The sequence below is a fragment of the Nostoc sp. NMS9 genome, assembly GCF_017114995.1.
Taxonomy (GTDB): domain Bacteria; phylum Cyanobacteriota; class Cyanobacteriia; order Cyanobacteriales; family Nostocaceae; genus Nostoc.
In genome coordinates this window covers 55295-81812 of the sequence record NZ_JABXKL010000039.1, presented here as the reverse complement: position 1 = coordinate 81812, position 26518 = coordinate 55295, and the positions used below count along the sequence as shown (strand labels likewise).

At 41.2% G+C, this 26518-nt stretch carries 18 protein-coding genes; 9 read left to right on the top strand and 9 right to left on the bottom strand.

The features are described from left to right. Positions 1–39 precede the first annotated feature (39 nt). From mutS to HWQ40_RS13050, 4 genes are all read right to left on the bottom strand, one after another. Complete coding sequence (gene mutS / locus HWQ40_RS13065) at positions 40–2676, bottom strand: DNA mismatch repair protein MutS (RefSeq protein WP_292778344.1); 2637 nt, start codon at positions 2674–2676, stop codon at positions 40–42. A gap of 391 nt (positions 2677–3067) precedes the next feature. Beyond that, positions 3068–3547 carry a tellurite resistance TerB family protein gene (locus HWQ40_RS13060; RefSeq protein WP_292778342.1) on the bottom strand — a complete coding sequence of 160 codons (480 nt, stop codon included), beginning with the start codon at positions 3545–3547 and terminating at the stop codon, positions 3068–3070. A gap of 476 nt (positions 3548–4023) precedes the next feature. Beyond that, positions 4024–5091: a hypothetical protein gene (locus HWQ40_RS13055; protein ID WP_292778340.1), complete on the bottom strand. Its 1068-nt coding sequence runs from the start codon at positions 5089–5091 to the stop codon at positions 4024–4026. Positions 5092–5396: 305 nt separating this feature from the next. Continuing rightward, on the bottom strand, positions 5397–5660 hold the full coding sequence (locus HWQ40_RS13050; protein WP_292778339.1) for a hypothetical protein: 264 nt from the start codon (positions 5658–5660) through the stop codon (positions 5397–5399). A 177-nt stretch (positions 5661–5837) separates the two neighbouring features. Here HWQ40_RS13050 and HWQ40_RS13045 point away from each other — a divergent pair, with 177 nt between their 5' ends. The 6 genes from HWQ40_RS13045 to HWQ40_RS13020 all read left to right on the top strand — a co-directional run bounded on the left by HWQ40_RS13045 (position 5838) and on the right by HWQ40_RS13020 (position 12583). Next, on the top strand, positions 5838–6275 hold the full coding sequence (locus HWQ40_RS13045; RefSeq protein ID WP_292778338.1) for a hypothetical protein: 438 nt from the start codon (positions 5838–5840) through the stop codon (positions 6273–6275). A gap of 155 nt (positions 6276–6430) precedes the next feature. Then, on the top strand, positions 6431–6766 hold the full coding sequence (locus HWQ40_RS13040) for a XisI protein (RefSeq protein WP_292778337.1): 336 nt from the start codon (positions 6431–6433) through the stop codon (positions 6764–6766). A 248-nt stretch (positions 6767–7014) separates the two neighbouring features. Beyond that, positions 7015–7311 (top strand): hypothetical protein, encoded by a 297-nt coding sequence (locus HWQ40_RS13035; protein WP_292778336.1) that lies wholly within the window; start codon positions 7015–7017, stop codon positions 7309–7311. A 95-nt stretch (positions 7312–7406) separates the two neighbouring features. After that, positions 7407–8297, top strand: coding sequence for a DUF4351 domain-containing protein (locus tag HWQ40_RS13030; protein WP_292778648.1), 891 nt, complete (start codon positions 7407–7409; stop codon positions 8295–8297). 391 nt (positions 8298–8688) lie between these two features. Continuing rightward, positions 8689–9981, top strand: coding sequence for a hypothetical protein (locus HWQ40_RS13025; RefSeq protein ID WP_292778334.1), 1293 nt, complete (start codon positions 8689–8691; stop codon positions 9979–9981). A gap of 1432 nt (positions 9982–11413) precedes the next feature. Beyond that, positions 11414–12583, top strand: a complete 1170-nt coding sequence (locus tag HWQ40_RS13020) for a PAS domain S-box protein (protein ID WP_292778332.1) — start codon at positions 11414–11416, stop codon at positions 12581–12583. A gap of 30 nt (positions 12584–12613) precedes the next feature. On the opposite strand, the gene HWQ40_RS13015 is transcribed toward HWQ40_RS13020, so the two are convergent. Continuing rightward, a complete protein-coding gene (locus tag HWQ40_RS13015; protein WP_292778330.1) occupies positions 12614–13303 on the bottom strand; it encodes a CPBP family intramembrane glutamic endopeptidase in 690 nt (229 codons plus the stop codon). Between the two features lie 667 nt (positions 13304–13970). On the opposite strand from HWQ40_RS13015, the gene glpK reads away from it, so the two are divergent. Both glpK and argC read left to right on the top strand, forming a co-directional pair. Beyond that, on the top strand, positions 13971–15485 hold the full coding sequence (gene glpK / locus HWQ40_RS13010) for a glycerol kinase GlpK (protein WP_292778646.1): 1515 nt from the start codon (positions 13971–13973) through the stop codon (positions 15483–15485). A 139-nt stretch (positions 15486–15624) separates the two neighbouring features. Then, positions 15625–16620, top strand: coding sequence for an N-acetyl-gamma-glutamyl-phosphate reductase (gene argC, locus HWQ40_RS13005; protein WP_292778328.1), 996 nt, complete (start codon positions 15625–15627; stop codon positions 16618–16620). A gap of 83 nt (positions 16621–16703) precedes the next feature. Here argC and HWQ40_RS13000 read toward each other — a convergent pair whose 3' ends face one another. Continuing rightward, positions 16704–17693 (bottom strand): DUF1350 family protein, encoded by a 990-nt coding sequence (locus HWQ40_RS13000; protein ID WP_292778327.1) that lies wholly within the window; start codon positions 17691–17693, stop codon positions 16704–16706. 26 nt (positions 17694–17719) lie between these two features. On the opposite strand from HWQ40_RS13000, the gene HWQ40_RS12995 reads away from it, so the two are divergent. Beyond that, positions 17720–17875: a hypothetical protein gene (locus HWQ40_RS12995; protein WP_292778325.1), complete on the top strand. Its 156-nt coding sequence runs from the start codon at positions 17720–17722 to the stop codon at positions 17873–17875. Between the two features lie 2 nt (positions 17876–17877). Here the strand turns inward: HWQ40_RS12995 and HWQ40_RS12990 are convergent, their stop codons facing one another. The 3 genes from HWQ40_RS12990 to HWQ40_RS12980 all read right to left on the bottom strand — a co-directional run bounded on the left by HWQ40_RS12990 (position 17878) and on the right by HWQ40_RS12980 (position 26361). Continuing rightward, positions 17878–20760: an isopeptide-forming domain-containing fimbrial protein gene (locus tag HWQ40_RS12990; protein ID WP_292778323.1), complete on the bottom strand. Its 2883-nt coding sequence runs from the start codon at positions 20758–20760 to the stop codon at positions 17878–17880. A gap of 196 nt (positions 20761–20956) precedes the next feature. Continuing rightward, positions 20957–24814 carry a TonB-dependent receptor gene (locus HWQ40_RS12985; protein ID WP_292778321.1) on the bottom strand — a complete coding sequence of 1286 codons (3858 nt, stop codon included), beginning with the start codon at positions 24812–24814 and terminating at the stop codon, positions 20957–20959. Then, a complete protein-coding gene (locus HWQ40_RS12980) occupies positions 24811–26361 on the bottom strand; it encodes a hypothetical protein (protein ID WP_292778319.1) in 1551 nt (516 codons plus the stop codon). The genes HWQ40_RS12985 and HWQ40_RS12980 overlap by 4 nt, the downstream gene beginning before the upstream one ends. Positions 26362–26518 lie beyond the last annotated feature (157 nt).

The following is a 26518-nucleotide window of genomic DNA, read 5'->3' as shown; positions in this document are numbered from 1 at the left end:
CTGAGAAAATAAAGACTAAATTTCTTACTACAAACTTGCTTACCCATTGAGATTTTGCAGCCCCATCGCAATCTTACTGTGTTTTTCAATTTGCCCCATAACTTGTTTTGCGCGTTGAATAACTACGGCTGGTAAACCCGCCAATCTTCCCGCTTCAATTCCATAAGATTTATCAGCACCTCCTGGTTGAACTTGGTGCAAAAAGATAATTTGGTCGGGTAATTCTTTCACCGTCACCTGATAGTTAGCCACATTCGGTATAATGCTAGCCAGTTCATTTAACTCGTGGTAATGGGTGGCAAAAATTGTGCGTGACCGAATATCCACTGCTATATATTCTGCCACCGCCCAAGCTATGGAAAGACCATCAAATGTTGCTGTCCCGCGACCAATTTCATCTAATAGTACCAACGACCTAGATGTAGCATGGTTGAGAATATTTGCAGTTTCATTCATCTCCACCATGAAGGTAGATTGACCAGTTGCTAAATCATCTACTGCACCAACACGGGTAAAAATGCGATCGCATATTCCCAATCTGGCAAACCTAGCTGGTACAAAACTACCAATCTGCGCCATTAACTGAATCAATCCCACTTGACGTAAATAACAACTTTTGCCACTGGCGTTTGGCCCGGTAAGAATAATCAGATCGGGATTGTCATTTGTCATTTGTCCTTTGTCATTTGTCCTTTGTCCTTTGTCATTAGTCATTTGTTCTTGGTCATCTGCTAATGACTCTTGACCCAATTGCGTCGAATTCGGCACAAAAAAACCCGCAGGTAAAGACTGTTCCACTACCGGATGACGACCATCAACAATGTTTATCTCTCTTCCTGGCAACATTTCGGGACGACAGTAACCTTGATGTACCGCTAACTCAGCCAAACCACACAACACATCCGCCGCCGCTACTGCACGAGATAAATTGCGAATTACTTCCGCCTCTTGTGCTACCTCTTCCCGCAACGCCGTAAAAATCTCATATTCCAACTGATTTAAATCATCTCGCGCTGTGAGAATTCTAGCTTCTCGTTCCTTTAAATCGGGGGTGATGTAACGTTCTTCATTGGTCAGGGTTTGCTTGCGGATGTAATTAGCGGGTACTTGGTCGGCTTTGGTACGAGAAATACTGATGTAATAACCAAAGGTTTTGTTAAATCCTACCTTCAGTGTGGAAATTTCTGTCTTGGCCCTCTCATCAACTTCCAAGTTGGCAATCCACTGCTGGTCCGCTTCTACAGTCGCCTTCCTTTCATCCAATAGGGGATTTACACTGGGACGAATTAATCCGCCTTCCTTAATTTGGATGGGTGGTGACTCTACAAGATGTGCGTGTAACTTTTGTGCCAATTCTTCCAACACACTTGGGACTTTCTGCAAAGCTTTCAGGAAAGGAGAACGCGTCTCAACGACTAAGTTGGATAATTCTGGTAAGCGTGAGAGGGAATCTGCCAAAGCTACTAAATCTCTAGCATTAGCTGTACCAGAACCCGCCCTTCCTGTGAGTCGTTCCAAATCATAAATTTGCCTTAATAACTGCCGTAAATCTTGACGCAGGGGCGTATTTTCCATCAATTCTTGGATGGTATCTTGCCGTGCCCGAATGCCTTTAATATCGAGTAGGGGTTGCAACAACCACCGCCGTAAAGCACGCCCACCCATTGCTGTACTAGTTTTATCTAACGCCCAAAGTAGGGAACCGTGAAAAGTGCCATCCCGAACGGTTTGGGTAATTTCTAGGTTACGGCGGGTTTGATTGTCAACAATTAGGTAGTCGGTGACAGTGTAGCTGCGGAGTCTTTGGAGAGTAACCGGGTTTTCTTTTTGAGTATCTTCCAGGTATTCCAGAAGACCACCAGCGGCACGGACAGCGAGGGGAAGATGATCGCAACCGAGTCCTTCGAGCGATCGCACCTTAAATTTCTGCAATAATCTAGGTCTAGCTTCTCCTTGAGAAAAGGGAAGTTGCGATCGCAAACTATAACAAAATGATGGTGGCAAGCACTCGGGTAGATGTGGTGAAGTCTCTCCCGGACGCAGCAAACTACCCAAATCAGGCGCATTTGTCGGAACTAACACCTCTGAAGGTTGCAAGCGCATTAATTCTTGGGTCAAATGTTCTAAATCGCTACCTTGAGTGGTGAGAAATTCCCCTGTGGATATGTCTGCATAGGCTAAACCCCAATGATTTGCGGCAATTACTACTGCTGCAAGGTAATTATTGCGACTGGATTTGAGCATTCCTTCTTCTAGCAAAGTACCGGGTGTAAGAATGCGCGTTACCTCCCGTCGCACCAATCTCCCAGCAGCTTCAGAAGCATCTTCAACTTGATCGCAAATTACTACTGCATAGCCTTTTTCTACTAGCATCGTCGCGTAGCGTTCCCAAGCGTGATGCGGAACACCAGACATCGCCACCCGTCCCTGTTCCCCAGCTTGCTTACTAGTGAGAACTAATTCCAATTCTTGCGCTAATTTTACAGCATCTTGGAAATAGCATTCAAAGAAATCTCCTACCCGATACAGCAATACCGCGTGAGGATATTTATCCTTTGTCTCGACATAATGCAAGTACATTTGACTTAGCTTACTGCGATCCACCTGTTGATGGTCAGAAATAAAAGTACTTGCATCGGGCTTGGGAGATGGAGTTTCGGAGTGAGAGGCGGTCATAGATGCTATCGAGTTATGCACGGAAATTCCACAATATCTGATGATAACGTGATGTGAAAGTTGAATGGCAATCGCTCAAGGATATTTTACCTTTATCTGAAAAATGGTAGTGCGTTGTCTAGGCATCTCCAAAAAATAGAGATTTAGCAGTGTTACATCTCTACAAGAGTTCTGGATAACTCTACGAATTGATCAATTCAGCTTTTTGGTGATTTTTGTCTAATTTCTAATTAGTGCTCTATCGGATTAATTTTGATAAAATGCAAGATTCCCAACTTCTTGATGAAGCCGGGAATCTGAACAACTTAACTCAAACAAAATTATTTCATATTCTAAATTTAGCAACCCCAAATTAAAGTGGTAGATGACTGAGGTTGCAATTCAAAAAAGATTACTCCTCTTCTTCCTCTTCTTCCTCTTCTTCCTCTTCTTCCTCTTCAAACACTGCGTCTATAAGTTCTTGTGCGCGTTCGTCTGAAATATTTAAGGCTTCTTGAAGTTCAGAGATATAATCTTGTTCACTTTCGGGTACTTCTTCGTCAATCCCTACTACTAAGATAGCTGTGATGTATGCAGCTTCACGATAACCTTTATTGGGTAAGGATTCGATGGACTGGGCGATTAAATCTTCTGGTTCTTCTTCTTCAATCAAGCTGACGACTTTTTCGGTCAATTCTTCAAAGTCGTCTTCAGAGTAATCTTCAAATAAGTCAACCCGACCGAGAAATTCACTCAAAGCATATTCTTCTGTTGAAGAAATACCTTCACCATCAGCCGCAGCGGAAAATAACCCAAGGATTGCGATCGCAACTTCTGGTTCTAGAGCAACTGAACTAACACTACGGCCTTTGGGCAACTTGCGTTTAGACATAATTATCCTCTAAAAGTTACGTGATATTTCAGGAAGTCATACCTTGTGGTGTATAATTCTTCCTCGATTTATGATTCCCAAAAAAATGCAGAAATATACATTGGGATGAATCTTTTTTCATAAAAAATACGCAGAGAGTATATTCATCTGCGTATAAAAACGGTTAAGTTGCCTTGAGCGATCGAGGTTTTTAGTACTTGTGTATGCTAAGTAGCTTAAATGGATATGGTGTACACACAAGTCTAAAATAGTTGATTAACCAGGGTTTTACCCCACCCTAACCCTCCCCTTGGAAAGGGGAGGGAATCGGATTTTCTTGTTTCCCCCCTTTATAAGGGGGGATTAAGGGGGGTAATCATTCGATCAATATCACAAAAGTATTCATCTAGAATTTCATCTACTGTGTTACGGATCAAATTTTGTAACTGTTCTGTGGTCATGTCTTTTATTTGCATCGTTTCTCCGAAGAATTTACTTTATTTACGTTTGGTAATTAGCCAAGCTAAAGCGATAAATACCACGGTAGCAATGATGCTTAAAGTTAACGATGCGTAAAGGGGATGTTTTTGTACTAACGGTAGATTAATTTTATCAATATGTGTTATGAATACGCCAGAGGCGATCGCACCACCGCCAAAGCCGATACCTAATATTTGAACAGTGTTTTCTAGGGAGCGATCGCGCTCACTTTGTTCTGTTTCTACTATACCGCGAATTGTATCAACGAATTGTCCAAACAATTCTTGACCTGGAGTCAGATAGTTAATATCTGTTTGTATTTGTTCTTGCCATTTTTTACAGTCTTTATTAATAAAATCTTGCCAGGATTGGGGGCTATTCCCGCTATCAATAGTTTGAATCTTCTCTAAACAAATTGTGTAATTAGTAATATTAGTAGTAATTGCTGTGTGGTGTGTTTGTAAATCTTGCAAGCATCTAGTGTAATCAAAGCTTTTCTTGGGGATTTCTCCTATTAAGCTTTTTAAGCCAGATAATTGTGTTTGATTTTCAGATATCAGGCTGTTAAATTTTTGGATTTTATTTTCTAAATTACTATAAATTATTCTCGCGTCTCGGTAGCGTTGACGCGCTAATTGATAAATGTAAAGTATTTTATGGTAGCTACATAGTAAATTTAGCAACCAGTCATAAGCTTCTGCTGCAAGTGTTCCGGTTGCAGCTTGACTATTATTAATGATTATTAAAATATGGCATTGTTTGGCAGGATTATCTGGTTCATCCGGGTCAAGTGCTTGGTATTCAAATAAAAGACTACCAAACAGTTTTCCTTTTTGTGTTCGTACAGGATTTAAATTTGTGCCAGCTACTAAGGCTATGGCTAATTTTTTAGCTAGTGTATCACAATCTTCAGTTGGCTCTACTTCTCCATAAATCCATAATGTTTGTCCTAAAGATGCTTGAATATTAAATGGTAGTAGGGAACTTGGTTTAAAATGTTGCAATATCTCTGGTTCTTCCCCGCTAGGGCAATCTAGCAGGGTTTGAATTAGCTGATTATAAGCTTGTAAACGCTGTTCGTTCATGAGCAGGTGTGAGTTAGACGCATCTTGATGAAGCTTCAACAGTATTATCCTCAATTTCTGAAAAATTAGACACAAAGTTGACAGTCGCTACAATTTTCTGAATCGAGATTTTGTCATTTTTAATGTAATTGCGATGGCTACAAATGCAACTTGTATCCTCAAAGGATGTTTTAAAAGTCCTCTTGTTGGTAGTAAAAGGTTTTAGATCCCCCTAAATCCCCCTTAAAAAGGGGGACTTTAATTCCGGTTCCCCCCTTTTTAAGGGGGGTTAGGGGGGATCAACAAGTGCCTAAAATCACAGCTAATTACTTTTCAAACAACCTCTTAGGCGATCGCATTTGTTGATTCGGGGTTCGCATTTGTTGATTCGGGGTTCGCATTTGTTGATTTGGCGTTCGCATTTGTTGATTTGGCGATCGCATTTGTTGATTTGGCGATCGCATTTGTTGATTCGGGGTTCGCATTTGTTGATTTAGGGTTCGCATTTGTTGATTCGGGGTTCGCATTTGTTGATTTAGCGATCGCATTTGTTGATTTGGGGTTCGCATTTGTTGATTTGGCGTTCGCATTTGTTGATTGCACTTATTCTCAAACAACAAATCGATATGAAAAATGAGTAAAAATACAGATAAACTCGTAATTATTTCGTTGAAGTTTTAATGAAATAAATCCACAAAACTACCCATTTCAGGCAAAAGGATACTCCACTATGTTGAAAAAGGAATTCTTAAAAAAAAGGATATCTCATGTCTTTAAGAACTCGTAGTTCTGCTGCTGTTGACAAAGCCCAACTTCGTCTCGCCTTGCTTAAATCCGTTGATGAAAATCTGGATTTAGGACATGGATTAACCATTGAAGCCTACAACCACCTTATCAACACTACTCGTGCGACGTTAGAAGCTCATAACACGCTTGTATCCAATCTTGAAGAATCGCGTAAAACAATAATCCAGATGGATAAAGCCCTCTCCGAAATGTCTGAACGAATGCTAAGTGGAGTTGCAACTATCTACGGCAGAAATAGTATACAGTATTCCAAAGCTGGCGGCTCTAATGGAAAAAGAAATAAAAAATCTAGTTCAAAAGTTGCTCCAGTTGTAGCGGTTCTTGCCAGTCAACCTGCTCAAGCTGCAATTGCGAATGCGTCAACTAATGGTAACGGGACAACTCCTTTGGTGCAATAATCCACTTCCTGCATAAATCTAGTGTGGTGTCAAGCCTAAATTTGTGCATTAAATGTAAGTTGGGTTGACGTAAGGAAACCCAACCTACCTTATATTATCAAAACATATCAACTTAAATTGATTACTTATCAGCCTGTAACGGAGGATATTGTCGAATGGATAAACTAAAAAAATATCAAGAAATAATTCAGCAACTTCTTCAAGAATATGCGGCAATTTATAGTCAAGACTCAGAAATTGAAACTCAATTAATTTTTGACACAGAACGCCACCACTATCAACTTGTAAATGTCGGCTGGAAAAACCAACGTCGTGTCTATGGTTGTTTTATCCATTTAGACATCAAAGATAATAAAGTTTGGCTGCAACACAATGGAACAGAAAATGAAGTAGGAGAAGATTTAGCAAATTTAGGTATCCCCAAGCAGGATATTGTCATCGGCTTTCATTCACCATTTAAGCGCCAATTTACAGATTATGCTGTAGGTTAAATATCAACAATCAACTAATTAGATAAAAACATCTCACAATCACTTCCATAATTGGTTCATATATTTAGTTTTAACCCGTCCAAATTATATTTTTGGACGAGTTTATTTGTCGTAAATATTTTTATATTAGTACTTAACTTGTATAAAATTATACTATGCTATAAAAAGTATAAGAAAAGCGATCGCCCTCCGGGAAGAGTCCGCGATCGCCTTTCTTTAAACCCCTACTCTAGGAGTCAACTACAATAATGACACAAGTACAAAAGTTCGTAGAAAATCAAAAGTTCGCTGAAGCACAGTTGCAACAGTATTTGAGCAGCGAAGACTTCGATGCACTCATTTTCAAACAATCTGCTCAAATGCGATTATCTAATAGAGAACCAATTAAACACTTATTGATTGGTTCTCCAAAAGCCGTCACCAGTACGATTCACTATTTGCAAGTAATTGGGTATGCAAGTGTTGGAGACTGGAGTCAACTACTACCAACCGCTAACCCTGGCGAGGTAATGAGTATTTTAAGCCGTCAGATTTTAGTTTCATAGAAAGCGGCGAAAAACTCCATTCACTTATGGGTGGAGTTTTTCATAATTCCATACCCAAATATGCAATTAGACCACAACATATCAAATATACGCCCTTGAGTTACGATAACACCTGCAAATACCTCGCCGAAAAATACCCTGGTGACTTTGCCAGATGGTTACTTGCATCTGACACCTCAGATATCCAAGTACTCAAAACCGAACTCAACCTCGAACCGATTCGTGCTGATTCAGTAACATTCCTGCAAATCGCCAACCAAATCTTACATTTAGAGTTTCAAACGACACCAAAATCCAAAACCCCGCTTGATTTTCGGATGCTGGATTACTACACCAGATTAAAACGAGAATACTGGTGTGATATTGAGCAGGTGTTGATTTTTTTACAACCCACCTCCTCAGAAATTGTTTTTAATACTCAGTATGTAGATAAAAAAACCAGACATGAGTATCGAGTAATTCGTTTATGGGAAGAAGATCCCACACCACTGCTAGCTAACCCTGCACTTTTACCACTGGCGACATTAGCCAGAACCGACTCACCAGCAGACTTGTTAACTCAAGTCGCTACTGCTGTCGATATGATTGAAGAAACAGACGAGCGACAAAATATATCAGCTTGCGTACAGGTTTTAGCTGGTTTGCGGTTTGACAAAAGTTTGATTACACAGCTTTTCAGAGAGGAAATTATGCAAGAATCTGTGATTTACCAAGACATTCTGCAAAAGGGATTGCAACAGGGATTGCAACAGGGTTTGCAACTAGGACAAGAACAAGGAAAGAAACAGGAGGCGCTACAACTGATTATACGTCAGTTAACACGTCGGTTTGCTGCAATTGAACCAGAGATAGAACAGCAGATTGGCACATTATCTATTACTCAACTAGAAAATTTAGCCGAGGCGCTATTGGATTTCTCCAGTCAAAGCGATTTAGTCAATTACCTAGAAACTATCTCTTTAGCACAACCCAATCAGGAAGATTAAGAAACTAAGCTACCGATAGCATCTCATAAATAAGCGTTCATGCTCTTTAGCACAACCCAGCAAACTAACGTCAATCTTGAATTTCGTCTCTAGTCCCCAATAAAGAGTCCCTTTAACTAAGAATTACAGCCTCTCCATCACCCCGCCTAACAGTGCAATTTAGACGGGGTGATTTGTCGTAAATATTTTTGTATTATTTAGTTCTATTGTATAAAAACATACTTTGATATAAGCCATGAGAAAGGCGATAAGCTAGGATTAAAATTTCTGGCTGACAGTGGAATTTTGAGAGTGTCAACCAAATTCTTTCTGTTCGTTGTTGCCAAAACCGGATGCTCCCCACTCACACCCCCTATTTTTCTTGAAAATATCTGAAAATATCTGAAAATATATGAAATTTAGAACCTTCAAATATCCTTTCGCACTCATTCTAGTCAGCTTCGGTTTTTTGCAGATAGCTGATGCTCAAACTCCTGTAGCTGAAATCTCCAAGCTATCTCAAGAAGTTTCTGTACTTCGGAAACAGGGCCCAAGAGGGTTAGAAGTATTTCTTAAATCCCATGCTAATACGTTAAATACCGCTTCTTCAGGAGCAGTTCTACCTTCCCCTGCACTTCGGCTAGCTTTAGACGAACTTTGTCAACAACGGGACTGTTACGCCTCTCGTTTGTATTGGTACACTGATATAGAACAAGCCAAAGCTGCTGCTAGAACCAGTGGTAAACCCATTCTATCTCTGCGGTTATTGGGTAGGCTGGATCAAGATTTGAGTTGTGCTAATAGTAGGTTCTTCAGGGTAGCGCTGTATCCGAATGTTGAAATTTCTAAACTGCTTCAAGACCGCTTTATTTTGCATTGGCAATCAGTGCGGCCTGTACCCAAAGTAACTATTGATTTTGGCGACGGACGCAAGTTGGAGCGAACGATTACAGGCAATAGCATTCATTATATATTGGATGCATCAGGTCGTCCAATCGATGCTATTCCGGGGTTATATAGTCCCAAAGCATTTTTGCGTCAGCTACAGCAGGCTGAATTAGCAGTAAAAAATTATAGTAAACTTACACCAAGCGATCGCGAGTCTTATTTAAGAAAATACCACAGCGATCGCTTAAATTCTATCCAAGCCCAATGGGTTGCAGATTTATCCCGCCTGGGTATCCAGTCTCCCCCCAAGTTGGTAGAAATTCCCAGCAATCCCAATCAACCACCGACAGCAGAAATAGCAAGCTCTCTAGCAGTTTCTAAAATGAGAGTTGAAACGCCAATGCTAACTGCTCTCCAGTCTGGTGCTGAACGGAATCAAAACGCCTTAGCTGAAATTACTGACGAGAAAGTTTGGAACAAAATCGCTCAACTCTATGCCACCGATGTCAAGCTAGATCAAAACAGCATCTCTCTAATCAGAGCTAAAAAGTCTCAATCTGCCAACACTCAAGAAGATAATTTGCCGATAATAGTAAAAAAATTTGAAGCCACAATGGCTTTAGATACAGTCAGAAATGAATATATGCTGCACAGCCAAATTCATCAATGGTTTATGCAGGGTAAGCAAACAAGGAGTGTGGAAGCGCTCAATGAACAAGTATATGCCCAACTATTTTTAACTCCTAGTTCTGACCCTTGGTTCGGGCTTTTCCCCAGCGACAGCTACAGCGCCATTGATAATGATGGCATTCGTTAAGCTAATAAACTGATTTCAGAAGGCAGGAGGCAGGAGGCAGAAGGCAGAAGGGAACCCACGTTTTTAAACGTGGGATTGAAGCAAGGACGACGCCAGATGCTCCACTTGGGCAAAGCCCATCGCTTTTAGCGTCTCCCTTTGGGAGAAGACCGCACTGGCTCCCTTGTGTCTCGTGCTACGCATCTCGACACAAATCTTTTTATACTAGTGGGCTTTAGACCCACAACTAAAGTTTTTATTAATACTTCTTTCCTTCTGCCTTCTGCCCTCTACCCTCTGCCTTTCTTTGTAAGTAAAAAGGAGTGACGAGATTTTCTAGCATTGACACCTCACCCATCACTCCTTATAACTTGCGCGTTGATTAGCTGTTACGCATTGTTAAATTACACCAGCTTACTACTTCATTTATCCTCTAACTAAAGAGGCGGATAATTATTAAGTTAATACGTGCTTTTCTATACAAATGTTTTTAACTTATTAATATCTATCTTTGCAATTCTAGATATATGAGTTTGACTATTGCTTGTTCTCACTAGTTTTACTTGTTATACCAATTTAAAAAAAGAATGTGACAGATACAAACCTAGAAACCCAGATGAAATTTAGCTTTCTTAATTTTGAATTTTGAATTGGTATTACCTGTGCCAGATAGTTCCATAATGAATCTGAAAATCTAAAGGCTCAGGTTTCCAACTTCTTAAAGAAGTTGAGAATCTGTATATGAATTTTATTAATAGGCAACGTATTCAGAATCACAAACAAACTTAACTTAGATTCTATGTCTTTAGTAGTAGTTGCTTGATTCTTGTGATGGAAGTTGCAGAAAGTCTTATCAGTTATTGTTAGTAACAATGGAAACAATTATCATTAGCACTAAATCATTCATTGGGGGAATGACAAAGCGGGTTCAACAATAATAGTCAGAAATTAAAATTGAGATGTAGGGTTTTTCAACTGTGGTATCTGCTCTTTGCTAGTCATCATTTTGACTGGCTTATCAGTTTAGTCAAAAATTAGCATAATCTTAGATGGCAGATTTGGCACTCCTATTTAGCTAAGCTTACAGAATTTTCCCACCAAAGGTAGAAGTAAGACTTAGCAAAACACCGTAAAATTTATTGTAAAAAAATATTTGAGTAGGCGAAAGTTTTCAATGGACACTTTGTAATCTTCTAGATTCAATTTACTTTGAGCATCTAGGTTGAATGCGACATGTATCATTTAAAAACTGGCCCATCTGTAGCGACTATAAAATATAAATTGTCGAAAACCTAAAATAAATGTAATTTTATAAGTTCAATTGAATAAAAATTGCAGTTTACAATCAGTTAAATTTATCACTCAGCAAAATCAGGAATGCTGCAATTTTTTCAAGGATTTACCTAGTAGATTTTTTTGCTCAACCTCTGCAAGCAAGTAGCGGGAATTTAAGGTGAACATAGAAAAATTTATCCAACGCGCAGAAGTATTGCACAAGCGTTTAGCAGATTTATACCAAACTGCTAGTGTACTACCTTGGATTTCCCCAGATTTGTTGCCGGAAGCTTTTAAGGAACTCTATAACACCTCAAAGATAGTACAGTTAGCGGCAGAGGAACTTTATCAGCAAAACGAGGAACTAGTAAAAACACGGAATTGGCTAGAAGCAGAACGCCAACACTACCAAGATTTATTCGAGTTAGCGCCAGACGGCTATTTAGTGACTAATACAGAAGGAATCATCCAAGAAGCTAACCTCACCGCAGCTAAGTTGTTGAATGTTTCAAAGCATTTTTTAGTAGGCAAACCAATAGTTAACTTTGTTCTTCTAGAAGAACGTCAGCAAGTTCGCAACGAACTGATGCAGCTATCGCAATCAGACAGAGTTAGAGAGTTATTGGTACGTTTGCAGAAACGTTATGGCGAGTTCTTTGATGCAGCTTTGACAGTGGCAGTTATCCGCAATCACCAAGGTAAGGCAATCTCTCTACGCTGGATGCTACGTAATATTACTGAGCGTCAGCACTTAGAATCAGCAATAGTCAAGGACGACAGTGACATCTTCAACGATCGCCCCATACATAAATATACTAAAGGAGAAACTATTCCCCTCAACCCATTATTAATTTGGTATGTTTCTCAGGGTTTGGTCAAACTCAGTACCTACTATGAAACGGGTGAAGAAGTGCTGATAGGATTGGCAACAGCAGAAATGGTTTTTGGTTCTAGTTTGACATCTTTAAACATTTACCAAGCAACAGCCCTCGCTGATGTTGAGTTGGTGTCAATTTACGCAGTAGAGGTAGCAGCTTCTCCAACACTTAGCCATACACTTCTACCAAAAATTAATCAGCGGTTACAGCAAACAGAATCTTTTTTAGCCATTTGTGGAAGACGGCGAGTACAAGAACGTTTGCACCATCTATTACAACTTCTGAAACGAGAAGTGGGTGAAACTGTACCAGAGGGAACTCGCCTAAGTGTTCGCTTGACTCACGAAGATATTGCTAGCGCCTGCTGTACCACTAGGGTAACAATTACACGATTGATGGGCAAATTACAAGAAGAAGGTATAATCAGTTTCGACTTAAAAAAACACATTATCTTGAGAGATATTGATTAATTAGTTCGCTGTAGATTGATTACATTTTTGTTAAGTAAAGATAAGTTGCCAGCCAATCAGGAAAATTGCTATATCTGCAAAAACATGGCTGATGTATCCAGGCCAAATCGAGCAATAATTTAAGTAGCACCATGACCAAACCGCCCCTGCTAGAAACACCCCCAATGAGCATAATGTTGTCGCACGCCAGTCGAAATAAGCTGCCAAACCAACAACATGATGAATCGTAAAAAACAGTGCAGACAAGACTACAGCTAAAGGACTTGATACCAAAACTTCACATTTACGATAGACAAACCAACGCCAGACAAATTCCTCAAGCAAAGAGTTGACAAATATCCAATACACTGCACCTACTAAGTAAATCACAAAACTGTTCAATCCAATTTGTATTGCTCGATCGCGAACATATTCAACATCTATCCATTTTGCGCCCAGCAGCCAATAAACAATCAAGATGATGCCTAGCATTAATAACCCTAATCCGACTCCAGCTAACAAATCACGTCTTTTAGGATATTCAAATTTTAAATTCTCTTTATCGACAAATAACAACCAAATAATAGGTACTAGCAATAACCAGATTTTAGATAATAAAGCTACTAAATGTCCTTTCGTTCCAGGGAGTATATACAGTTGAGTTGTAATACCAATACTTGGAACTGGCACAAGCAACAACAGAGCTAGTAGTGCATTTCGATTTTGTTTAGGTTTTAACATGGGAAAGTTTTGTTGTATTTCGATGGTTTTAACTTTTAAACAACATCTATTTTGAAATCTATAGTTTTTATATCAAGTTAAGATGATTACTTGTAATATAAATCTATATTAGCGAAGTTTACTATCAATACTTTCGGTTAAGGCAAGAGACGCGATGAATCGCCGTCTCTACAATAATTAGTCTTTTGTAGAGATGGCCATTTATGTCTTTATGATAATTTTTCACATCTTTGTGAACTGTATTGGTTTACTATTATTTTTTATATGCAAACTATAAAACATGAGTATCATAATCAAACTTGAATAAAGTGACACTTTGTACGTTGTCACATAAATTTAATCCTAAAACTTCTATGAATTTGTGTGTAATATTCCTTTGATCGCACCATTTTGATAATTATTTACTGTGCCGATATACTTACACATAATTAAAATGCACAGCGTTTTGCAATGTTGTGAAGGTCTAGGATTTGAGGCAGACATGAATACCCATTGCGCTAAGTACAAATTTACGTAAAATTGTAGCGTTTTTAAACTTACAGAGACGTAACGCTATGCAAACAGGAAATTCAAAATGTACCCAAAATAATGTATATGTGATTGAAGGCGTATTGCTAAAATCGCGATGTCTAGGTTGGGCTACGCCTACGCAGCATTAAAAGCGGCTATGCACATATTTGGCAAAAAAACACCATCATTGGGCTACATCTTAGCACTGGATTTAGGTACGACAGGCAACCGCGCCTTTGTATTTAACGCAGACGGTAAGATTGTTGGGCAGGCATATAAAGAATTGACTCAGTATTATCCTCAGCCAGGATGGTTAGAACATGACCCTGAACAAATCTGGCAGGATACCTGTTGGGTGATGCAAACCGCAATTGAAAATGCCCAGATTGTGCCATCAGCGATCGCAGCCTTGGGACTAACTGTACAGCGCGAAACCTGTTTGATTTGGGACAAAACTACTGGTAAGCCACTCCATAGAGCGATCGTCTGGCAAGATCGCCGCACTGCTCCCCTTTGCCATCAATTACAAGAACAAGGCTACGCTGATGAAATTTATGATCGCACCGGATTAATCATTGATGCTTACTTTTCTGCTACCAAACTCAGATGGCTATTAGACAATTTTACTGATATTGACCTGAACAATGTCTTAGCAGGTACTATTGATACCTGGGTGCTGTGGAACCTCACAGGTGGGAAAGTCCATGCCACTGACCACAGCAACGCCAGCCGTACAATGTTGATGAATCTCAAAACCTGTGAATGGGATGAGATTTTACTGGATCTGTTTCAAATTCCGGCTGATATTTTGCCCCAGATTCAGCCGAGTTTAGGAGTATTTGGAGTTACTGATGTGACTTTATTAGGCGCTGAAATTCCCATTACTGCCATCTTGGGAGATCAGCAAGCGGCTCTATTTGGTCATGGCTGCGATCGCCCAGGCTTGATGAAATGTACTTACGGTACTGGTAGCTTTTTAGTTGCTCACACAGGCTCTGAAATTGTGCGCTCGCATCATCAACTCATTTCTACAGTGGCATGGACACAAGCAAATACCAGCGAGACTTTAGATGTTGGCTACGCCTTAGAGGGCAGTATGTTTACTAGTGGTGCTTGTATTCAATGGTTACGCGATCGCCTCAAGCTGATTAAAACTGCTGCTGAAACTGAAGCGATGGCCAATCAGGTAAAAGATAATGGCGGAGTCTATTTTGTGCCAGCATTTAGTGGACTGGGCGCACCCTACTGGGATATGAGCGCTAGGGGAGCCTTTTTCGGCATTACCGCCAGTGTACAACCAGAGCATCTAGTTCGGGCTGTGCTGGAAGCGATCGCTTATCAAGTTCTGGAGGTGGTGCAAGCAATAAATGCATCTAGCAGTACTCCAGTTGGGCGATTAACCGTAGATGGTGGTGCTTGCGAGAATAATTTTTTGATGCAGTTTCAAGCTGATGTGTTAGGTATTCCGGTTGAACGTCCGATAATGCGCGATACGACCGTTCAGGGTGCAGCATTTGCGGCAGGTTTAGCTGTAGGATTTTGGGAGAGCTATGAAACACTGGTGGAACAACGGCAAATTGAGCGTGTGTTTGAGCCGAAGAGTGATTTCCCCTTGTCCAACTTCGGTACTTGGCAAAAAGCAGTGAAACGTACTTTAGCTTGGGAGGAGTAGCCCTTAACGAAAAACGAGTTAAAGCGAAAATTCATATCCATAGTACTACTAAGTCTTTACAAGGTTTCTGGATATATCTATTTAGCAGAAGTCAAGTAAGTATTAATCAGTCAAAATATCACTCACATATAAGAAGCGCATGACTACTAAACCGAAGATTTTCATTGATGGGGAATCGGGAACCACAGGCTTACAAATTTACTCACGCCTGAACCAACGTGATGACATTGAGTTAGTAAGCATTGAAGCATCTAAGCGTAAAGATGCAACTGAGCGAACCAAACTAATCAATGCTGTTGATATTATCATTCTCTGCCTACCTGATGATGCAGCCCGCGAAGCTGTTAGCTTAGTCAGTAATACTAGGGTTAAGATCCTTGATGCTAGTACTGCCCATCGCACAGCCAAGGACTGGGTATATGGTTTCCCTGAACTAAACCCAGGACAGCGAGAGAAAATCGCCAGCGCCCAGTTTGTCAGCAATCCGGGCTGTTATCCCACAGGATTTTTAGCTTGTATCCGTCCGTTGATAGCCAAAGGACTCCTAAATAGTAATTTTCCGATCACCGTTAATGCAGTGTCAGGTTACTCTGGTGGCGGAAAGAATCTCATTAAACAGTACCATACCTTCCACGAACAGCAAGCCGGGGCAGAGTCGCTCTACCCTTATGGTATCTACGGTTTGCAGTTTGGGCATAAGCACGTCAAGGAAATGCATCAGTATTCGGGGTTAACATCACCGCCGCTGTTCGTACCAGCAGTGGGAGATTTTGAGCAGGGGATGCTAGTACAAGTACCTTTGCCACTGGGAACTTTGGATAATCCACCATCAGGTAAGATTATTCATGAAGCGATCGCTGATTACTACCAAAGTGAAAAGTTCGTCCAGGTTGCTCCATTCCAAGATTCTACTTTACTGAGAGACGGAACATTTCTGGATGCGAGGTCTACGACGGGCTACGCCTACGCACTGAATAATACCAATATTGTTCAGGTTTTTGTATTCGCCAATGACACTACCAAAGAAGTCTTGCTAGTTGCTCGTCTTGACAACCTGGGTAAAGGCGCATCAGGAGCCGCAGTCCAAAACCTAAACATCATGCTCGGTTTTCCAGAAGAGTTGGGATTGTCATGAAAGAGAGTTAGGGAGTGGGGAGCAGGGGAGCAGGGGAGCAGGGAAGAAGTTGCAGTAAGTTTTTCCTCTCTGCCCAATGCCCATTATCTCGATTTTTCTTTCAGTTCCTCAAGCAATTGAATCACATTATGCTCAAATGCTTTGTTTCGCTCTTGAACTGATTCAATTAACGGTTTATCAAAAAGATTAACGACATATTTAGCTAGCTGAATACCTAAAGGTTTTAAATGTCCACCTGCTACAGTTTTCCGAAAATCTTTAGGTGGCTTTTGCAGAAAATTAGTAAACCATTCACAGGTTGATTTAGCAATATTATCTGATTTGAAACAGACTAAACCCATGATATTAAATAGCCCACTATCCTTGATTAAATGCTGAGTTTCTTCAACAGTTGGTTTCACACCCCAACCAAGATTATCGATGATATCTGCTAAAAATTGAGGACGAATTGCACTCCCTGTGTCAGCAACAGCAGGTGCTAATAAGATAGAAATCTGCCCTTTGATGAAGACACTGTTAATGTTGATGTTCTTATGCACATAAGTATAAATTAATTTTTTAACTTCATCACTTTTTCGTGTTAGTTCATCAAAGAGAATATTAATATCTGCAATGACACTTTCTATCTGTGACTCATCCGAAGTTTTAGATAGTAGATTCCGAATAAACTGCTCTCTATCTTGAGGCTCTGGAGGTAGAGCAGTAAATCCTTCTAACAGCGAAATATATTTACAGCCAAGGCTATGTCCAATCCAAGAAAAGTTCCTATCATCTAGATAGGCTTCATAATCATATCCTGCAACACTTGCCATTTTCACAAGCTCTGGCAGAATTTCATACTGTTCTCTCATGAGAAAACCAGCTTCTACATAATGGTTAAAAGTAAAATTAAACGGCAAAAGAATAATCGTATATCCCTGCTCAAATAGAGATTGAAGCAGATAACGATAAAAAAGCATCGGGCCAAATGTACCAAAGAAAGCGCCGGCAATAAATTGAATTACTCCTTTAGGCTTTGGATGTAGAGCAACCCAACTGTGAGAAACTGGTTTAAATCCCAGTTTTAGATTCATATTTCCCATGACTTGTTTGTAGGTATATGCTGAATCTCCAAACTGAAGTTGCTACTTTTCGGATTATTCAAAAGATATTTTTGCCAAACTGCGATGCTTCAGTGAACAAGCTGCGATCACCTGCTTACCGAACAGCCGCAACTCTCCTAATGTCCTTAATTCCACTAGTTAGCAGTGGTTAAAACTATTTCACCTTAGTACGGAAGCGGACAAAACCATAAGAATTAGCTGGTGTGCCAGATCCAGTAGCTGCGGGTAGATTGGGAAAACTGGGGACTGTAATATTGACCACTACTGCCCCATTGGTGTTAGTACCGCAGTAGGATGGTGTGCCTGAGTCATTAACTGTATAAAAATGCCCGCGATCGCTATCTGCTACATTAGTGAGATAAAGCGTAGGTGTAGTAGAACCAATAGCTAGGGCAATTCCTCGATCTGCTGCTGGTAAGCCACCATCATTAGGAGTCATACCATTAAAAGCAGTAGGAATAAAATTAACATTAGTCGGAACTAAGTCACAGAATTTCACATTAGTTGCATTACCAAGACCATTGGAAAGAAAATATATCGTGTATTCCAATTCATCTCCTGGTTTGACAATGCCAGCATTAATTAATCCTCGCAAGTAGCCAACAGGCCATTTAGGATCGCTATCATTAGTAGCATAAGGTTCTGGTACATAGTTACTGGCATTAGTAGCAACGTCACTGCGACCATCCACAATATCAGTTAAATCTTGGTTATTGAGGCGGGTAATGCGTTTAATTAACAGCAATTTAGGGTTAGAACTAACAGTATTTAATACTGTAAATAAAGTGGGGTCATCATCTGCTGTGCTGGTAGGATTATTACCAATATTTACACCATTATCAGTAATTTGCAAGAACGAATTACCAAGAGTAGGTGGATTATTAGTAGCACCAGCAGAGTCTGCATCTGTCAACACTGTACCAACAGTTCCTGTAGGATTATCAGGTGTGTTAAAAGTAGCATTGGCTTGGTTACTAATTGGATTACCGCCATTGGCATTATTAATCGTGGCAGTAATTTTAATGGTAATCGTATCACCTACACGGAGAATTCCAGAATTTGTCACCGCAACAACACCAGCACCGTTGTAACTGGGATTGAGTGTAATGTTATTACCTGAAGTTGCAGCAGTAATTGCTGCACTCACAAAGGTTAACTGTGAGGGTAACGAGTCGTTAATGACAAAGTTAATTGCATTGCTATTACCTGGATTAAGGTTGGAGTAAGTGATGGTATATTCGATGCGATCGCCTACAGTCACTGTTCCACTATTATCATTGTCTGCGAGGAAGCGAACAGATTTGGTTCCTATGACATTTGCTTGAGTGCTAGTAGTAATTACCAAAGGAGTATTGATTGCTTGACTTGGGAAATATGTCCAAGTATCTATTCCCTTAAAGTCACCATAATTACCACTAAATTCATGCTCTCCTAACGCACTATTTATCCCTCTAGCAGCATTACGCGGGCTAGTAGCTCCCGTACCATTTAAGTTAATCGCCGTACCATTGGCAGTAGTATAATTGTTGTCGTTGTAATAAATGGTAGTCGATCCAATCTGCTGGCCATTTTGATCTACAAGGGTAGGAAAAGCAGCCGGAGGGTTTTCCATTGTGATTTTAAACCCTAGCGGATTATTTTCGGCATCCAACATGGGAAAGTGATATTCACCCGACCGTGTTGTGATTATGGCATTGTATGGTAAGTTTCCAGGTCGAGGTAGGAGATTTACCCCATTTGCATCCTTTCCATTCCAAAGCACCACATTTGAGCCGAGAGATAGCACATTTTGTAGTACTCTATCGCTACTAGGGTCATAAATGCCATCAGTGTCGGTATCAATAATTATTTGATAGCTACCACTTGAACTGGCATTAAAGCTAAAATTGCCTCCCACACCCACAGAAGTTTGGTTCCCACTACCTCCATTACCCCCAGTAAATTTGAACGAAGTCGGTACTATCGGAACATTTGCTGCAATAGGAATACTCAAAGCATTGAGAGTTGCGGTGTCTGGCCGATTGAAGAAAACTAGGTGGGTAATGTCTGTTGTAGTATCAGCAACATTCGGACTTTGAACTTTTACACTGCCATTAAAGTTGAGTATGCTGTTTGGATCTGCTGGAGAATCGATAGAGTGATAAAGTGTAGAACCGTTACTGTCAATATATCCCCGGCTATTAGCAAAAAATATGAAGCCAAAAGGATCGACTCCATTCATGTCAGTTTCGTAACGATACCCATCTTTGGTTTGAATATAAAGCTTAGAGTTGAGTCCTAAACCAGCAGGAGCGCTATTTTGCCCAGCATTTCCTCCCATATTCATAGCAATATAGTTGGTAAATACTCGCCCTTTTTTGGCAACACCGTTACTATCCTGAACTGTAATATCCCAAGCCGCTACCCCTGAAAGTTGAGTACCATTTGTAGGAAATGCCGCCGTTGTAGTTCTTGGGGGTGGATTGCCAGTACCACTTTTATTAGGAGAATGAAATTCAACTTCGTAAATACCTGTTTCTGTAGCGACGAATTTACAAGGAGAATAGCCATTGGTATTAGGCAAAGGGCCGGCCGTTTCTTTGGCAACAGTGTTAATCAGACCATAGCCATTCGTTAGAACATCACAAGAGCCATTTTGACTACCAAAGGGACTGCGGTAAACAATATCTTGTGGGTCTGAAAAACTAGTAATCACACTAGAGCCAAGATTAACTGTTTCTCCTTGTTGAACATAAACTTTGAGTATGGTTTTCCGAGCAATACCTGCCAGTAGTAAATCTGACCATTCCAGGTAAGGTCTGTATCCACCATCAGAAACTAACTCTTTGCTGCCTTCAGCCAAGCTAGGTTGGATACTAGTTCCGAAAATACATAAAAAAAAGCCCAGGCTACTTAGCCATAGTTTTTGACGGCTAATTGTTAATGGCTTTTCCATAGTTTTTTGTATTGAGTTATCGACAGTTAGAGAAAATTTCTCATTGTCATCAATATTTACTGTGGCGATCGCTCTTAATTTATTAAGTAAATATTTCATCATTTATTTCCAATAAAAATACATAATATGTAAGTAATGATATTGAGTTTATAAATATACAAATACCAGAATTAAAATTAAAACGTTTTTGCACTAGATTCAAAGCGGATAAAAATCGTTACGACAATAGTATTCCCATAAGGAAAGGTTAAATTCGTAAGAGAGGTTCATCGCAACGTCTTTACATCAAATAACCCTTTTATATTTCACGCTTTTGCATCCCCCTGATTGCAGCCTTGAGTTTACCGACCAAAGTTTTCATCGCCGATTCCTGTGGCTGGCGCGCTACAGGTTTTTGTTGTCCAAAGCCGTCAAACAATTCGTTGAGCTTAACCGTAAAGCCTAAATACGCGCCTCCCGCAGAACGTGTTCCTGAGAAATCTCGGTCATCAACTTTCCCAAAGACGTAACCAGCCGAAACGCGCAGATTAGGCGTGAGGTAGTAGCCTGTTTCAAGAACAAAGCCTGTCTCACTGTAGCTAGACTGACTAATTACACGAGCCTCACCCACTAAATCCCAGCTATATCCCAAACGATAGGTAGCGCGTACTTGGGCCAGATTTACTGTGCTAGTACCGGCTAAATCGTTAGCTATGTAAGAGGTACTGTTACGCAACGCATACTTTCCGTAGAATTCCCATTGCCAATTAGGAGCGTAAATCGCTTCTAAAGCAAAGGTATGGTCTTGAGAACCCGTACCGCTTCCTAACAGGATAGTGTCAGGGATGGTTGATGGATTTTGGCGATATTCATAACGCAATAAAGCATTAAATTTATCGCTATTGGGATCGCGGTAGGCTAAACCCAGTTTGAGGTTAGCAGTATCTCCCAATCCTGAAAGCTTTTGATTGGAAGAACCGGCTTGTTGATAACGTACTAAAGCAGTGAGAGCCGGAGAAATTTTACCCGCAGCACCTGCGGTAATTACTGTATTACTACCGCCAGAAGAGGAACGATGTTCATAACGGACGCTGGCTTGAAATTGCGGATTATCACTATATTCCAGCCCGACACTGTAGCTATCGCCACCATCAAACCCGATCGCAGATGCCGCTTGACCAAAGGCGTAGGGTTGGGCATATTGTTGACCCGCCAAAGTGCGTCCGAAGAAGTTGCCAAATACGTGTTCGTAAGCAACGTTCAGCCGCAATCCCGAAGCAATAGTCCAACGGTTATTTATACCAATTGCCCCTTGAGTAGTCATTTCGTTAGCACCACCCAAAATTGAGTAACGACCAGTCAAGGTAGTATCCGATCCGAGTTTGTGTTCGCCGTTGACGCTCAAGCTGGTGATGGAATTACCCGAATATTGACCGCTACTGTAATACTGTTGGGCTAGACTAACGCTGACACCAGGAATTACCGCCCAATTCAACCCCAAAATGGTACGGTCTGGGTAAACAGTATCTTTTTGGGAAGATAAGCTGAGTTCATTTTGGGCTTGGAAGGTCAGGTTTTTAGCTAGAGGAACTGAAAAACGCGATCGCAGTTGATCGGAATTACTACTTAGGGTACTGTCGGGGATGCGGTCTTCCAGACGCCGATGAATCCAATCCAGATCGATAGTCGCGCTACCCAAGCGTTGTTGAATCCCAGCAGAAATCGTCGTCAGCGAATTATTAACCTTGCTACCAGGTATCGCCTCATAACGCGGTGCAAATAGTTCCTCAAAGGTGTCTAGGGGTTGGGGAGCAATCCTAAAATTGTCTTCGTGGTCGTATTGCGCTCTGACGTTGGTAGTTGAGGTGAGTTTAGCTGTAACCTGCGCTCCATAACGGGTTTGTCCTGGGACAAAGCTGATAGTGGCATTATTGGCAAAACCTGTATCAGCAAAGCGATAATAGGCACGACCTTGAATCCCATTAGTAATCTTTCCTTCAGCTTCTAAACGGTAGGCATCACCTCTAACTTTTCCCACAACATCAGAATCATTCGTGGAATGGGCATATTCTGCGATTAACTTACCGTTGTCACCCAAAGCAATCAGCGCATCTGCACCATAGAGTTGAAAGTCGCGCACCCCGTGATTTTCTTGAACGTAAGTTGCTCCTATCCAACTTTCCTGATTAAGTTTGCGGGAAAGATTATATTGCAAACGACCAGCATAGATGCTCCCGTCAGAGTCTTCGCTGTCATATTGATAGCTAACAACAATCCGACGTACCAATACTTGTCCGGTTCGATCGATATCGGTGCGAAGAATCGGTTCGCGGAATAATAAAGTACCGCGATCGTAGTCGATTTCGTAGTCTGGGCCTCGGTTAAGTTGTTTGCGTTCTAATACAGTTCCAGGACGATTGAGTTCTTCTAACTCGATAAAGACATTTTCACTACCTGCTTGTAATAGTCTGCGAGAGAGGAAGTAATAACCACTAGTACCATCGGGAGCAATGGTGTCTCGTTGAAACCCTTCTAAGTGGTCGCCATAGAAACCTGTAATTTGTAGGTTTCCTAAGTTGTAGTTAGCTTTAAAACCGTGGAGTTGACGGGTGATAGAAGTAAATTGCTGCGATCGCCGTGCAAATTCTTCTGTGTTATAGTCACCCCACATCGCATAATCAGGATCGGAGCCAGGGGTACGAGCTGAACGCTCAAAACGCAAAAATACACTGTCAATGGAAGGAGCAACTACATCAACTTTCGAGCTATCGCCGTAGACAGGATAGTTTTGCTCGCTGAATTGGTAAGTTCTAAACAGGCGATTATCGCAGTTGCAATCTTCATTGAGGCTACGAGAACTATTGTATGCGCCTGTAAACAACCATTCCCCGATCGCACCAGTGGCAAATATCGCTGAATGGAAATCTAATTGCGTTCCATTGTTTTTGTCAGGAGGGAGGAAATCACGGAAACTGCCGTAATAATTTGTACCTCTAGCACCCAAACGTAAATCTATGACTCCAGTAACTAAACTTGGACGCAGTGCCGTTTCAAATTGTAGTTGGGTGAAGGCTTCTAAATCATTAGCGATCGCGCGAATTGTGACAGTTTCGGCCTTCAGTTGCGATCGCAACGTCGCTGTAAATTGCCCTGCTTTCGCCTCTACTTGAAATCCGGGTTCATCAGGTTTGAAGTCTTTCCCGACCAATTCGCCAGCAGTGGGTATGAGGGTGACAACAGCATCACGATTCGAGCGATTACCACTTGCATCGATGAGTTGACCCCGGATTGTAGCCGTAGAACGTCCATCCGCCGGGATACGGGACTCAACTGTTTCTACAGTTAATTGCTGCGGCGCTCCCCGCACTGCGACTTGCACTGTTACAGGGGATTCCGTTCCTCCAACAACTTGTGCAGAGATGGTGTTTGCACCTTCTTTTAATGAGACACCATACCATGTCTGCGTTACCAAGTTGGTGGTAGCATCAGTTTCCGTCCGTCCCACTAAAGAAGGGTCTACCAACGCGCCATTTACCCGCAATTCCACTTGACTACCAGCAGGAAACTGCACAATTACCGTGCTAGCTTGTACATCTACAACACTGTCAGCCGTCGGAGTCAGGATTTTTATTGCTGTAGAGATAGGGACAGTGGGGGGATTTTCATTTACCCCTTGTCCCCTTGTATCCGTGTCCTCTACCCCTGCAATTTTGCGTGAGCCTCTAGACAAACCTACAGAAGTTGCTGGTTGAAATGGTTGTATTTCCCTTGTAGAAGCATGAAACAGTGTATCAGTATCTTTACGTCCGTCGTTCTTGATTCCTACTATTTTGCGTGAGCCTCTGGGCAAATCAACAGAAGTTTCTGATTGAAATGGTTGTATTTGCGTTTCACTTGGCTGGACATTGGGAATTGAAGTTGAAGAAGTTGAGGCAAATTCGAGAGGTGGAGAATTCAAAGCCTCTCCCCTTCTAGGGGAAAGGTTTTTCAGATCCTTTGAAAAGTCACGATGTTCAACACCCTTGTCAGCTTGCAAATGGGAATCAGGGAAAAGGAGTTTTTCAGTAGTGATTTCTGCTTTGACAATTGCAGGGTACAAAACAAGGCAGAGAGCTACTGGCATTGCCCCCATCAATCTCAGGTTAAATGTAGTTAGACAGTGCAGTCTGGGTTTCATTTCTTGACTGGCTCCTGAAATGTGGGGGTGACAGCGAAGTTCATACGTACTAAGCCACCAGGCTCTAAATGCACCAAGCGAGATTGGCTATTTCGTTCGCGGAATTTTTCGTTATGAGCTAGGGCATAACCAGCTACACTGCTAAGGTCTAGTACACCTGTGTGGTATCCAGGTAAGGCATTAGCTAAGGAGAACAAACCATTAGGATCTGTTGTGATGCGGTTTCCGTCCTCCAGAAAAATCACTGCATTAGGTACTCCAGGCTCACCACGCTGTTGTTCCCCGTCAAAGTTTTTATCAACAAACACCCGACCGATAATCGTGCCACAGTCAGAAACGATTCCTGGACGAATTTTCAATTGGTGGGTTGCTGGGCCATCCTTAGTACTAAAACGGTTATCAGCTCGTTGGGCATTAACGATCGCAGTGTTGCGACCATTACCACGCAATGCATCAGCTGTTAGTTGAGCAGCGTAGGCAATATTCAAGACTTTCTCTGTGGGAATTGTTACGTCTGTGCGGAATGTCACTGTGTTACCATTGCGTTCTGAAGCGATCGTGACTGGTTGACCATCCAGCTCTCCCCGCACAGATTTCGGTAAAAACTGGAATCCTAAAGGTAGGTCGTCGGTGACAAATATATTACTCAAACCAGCATCAGCGAGATTTTTTACCGACAGACGGTAGATTACCGTATCTCCAGGTTCAGCAGTAGCGCGATCGCCTGTTTTGATAATCTGTAACTGATTGGCTTGACACAAATTTGTAGTGAATTCAAAGGCTAATAAATCCAGTCCCACTGTTTCTGCATTGGGAACTAAAACAACTGTTTGCTCTAGCCTAGTTTCACCTGTAAGACTGATTGGTTGACCATCTAGAGAACTAGCGACATACCGCACGACATTATTACCTTGTGTGCCAGTACTACCAAGGATTTCAACCTTGATCCGCCGCTGTTTGTAGATAGAATTTGGTGGTGGATTAACTACAAAAATATAAGTTCTACCTGGATCGGTTTGACCCTTATTCGGATCGAGTAGGAAATTGTAGACACCCGCAGGGTTATTCGTAACGAAGTAGGGGTTACTATTCTCGGTATTTGGCGATTTCCCATCAGGAACGTTGTTATTAGGAATATCTGGTAACTCTGTTCGAGTCAAAGCAACCAAGCTGCCCAATTCTGTCCCCGTTGGGTCGCTAGAGTTCGGTTCGTATACCCCAACTGAAAAACCTGTATAGTCAGGTAAAATTGCCCCAGCGCAACCTAAAATCCGCCCTAATGGATCGAGTAATGGACTAGGACTAACATTGATTTGACTAGAACTTCCTTGATATTGATAATTACTAGCAGAATCTGTATAAGTATAAGTAGCTTGATTTATTAATGGCAAAGACGCAACCAGATTGTTAGTCTGTTGTGCGATCGCTGGAATAGATATAGTAGTATGCAAAAAACTTCCCAGAAGAACAGTAGCTGTTAACCGTCGCCACCAGCTACCGCTAGAAGTAATTTGCTTTTGGTTTTGAGGACGGCTCACCAAACACATCTCCTCTGAAATGTCAAGCTTGTTGTCAATAAAAGCACTTCTTTATTTGGGGAAATCCAATTAAGCTAAAACTCTTTTAAAATCTCGTTTCCAGGTGGAATCTGAAAATATTCTTGATTGCGACTCTTTTTCGAGTCAGGAAGGCGGCGTTTCCTTG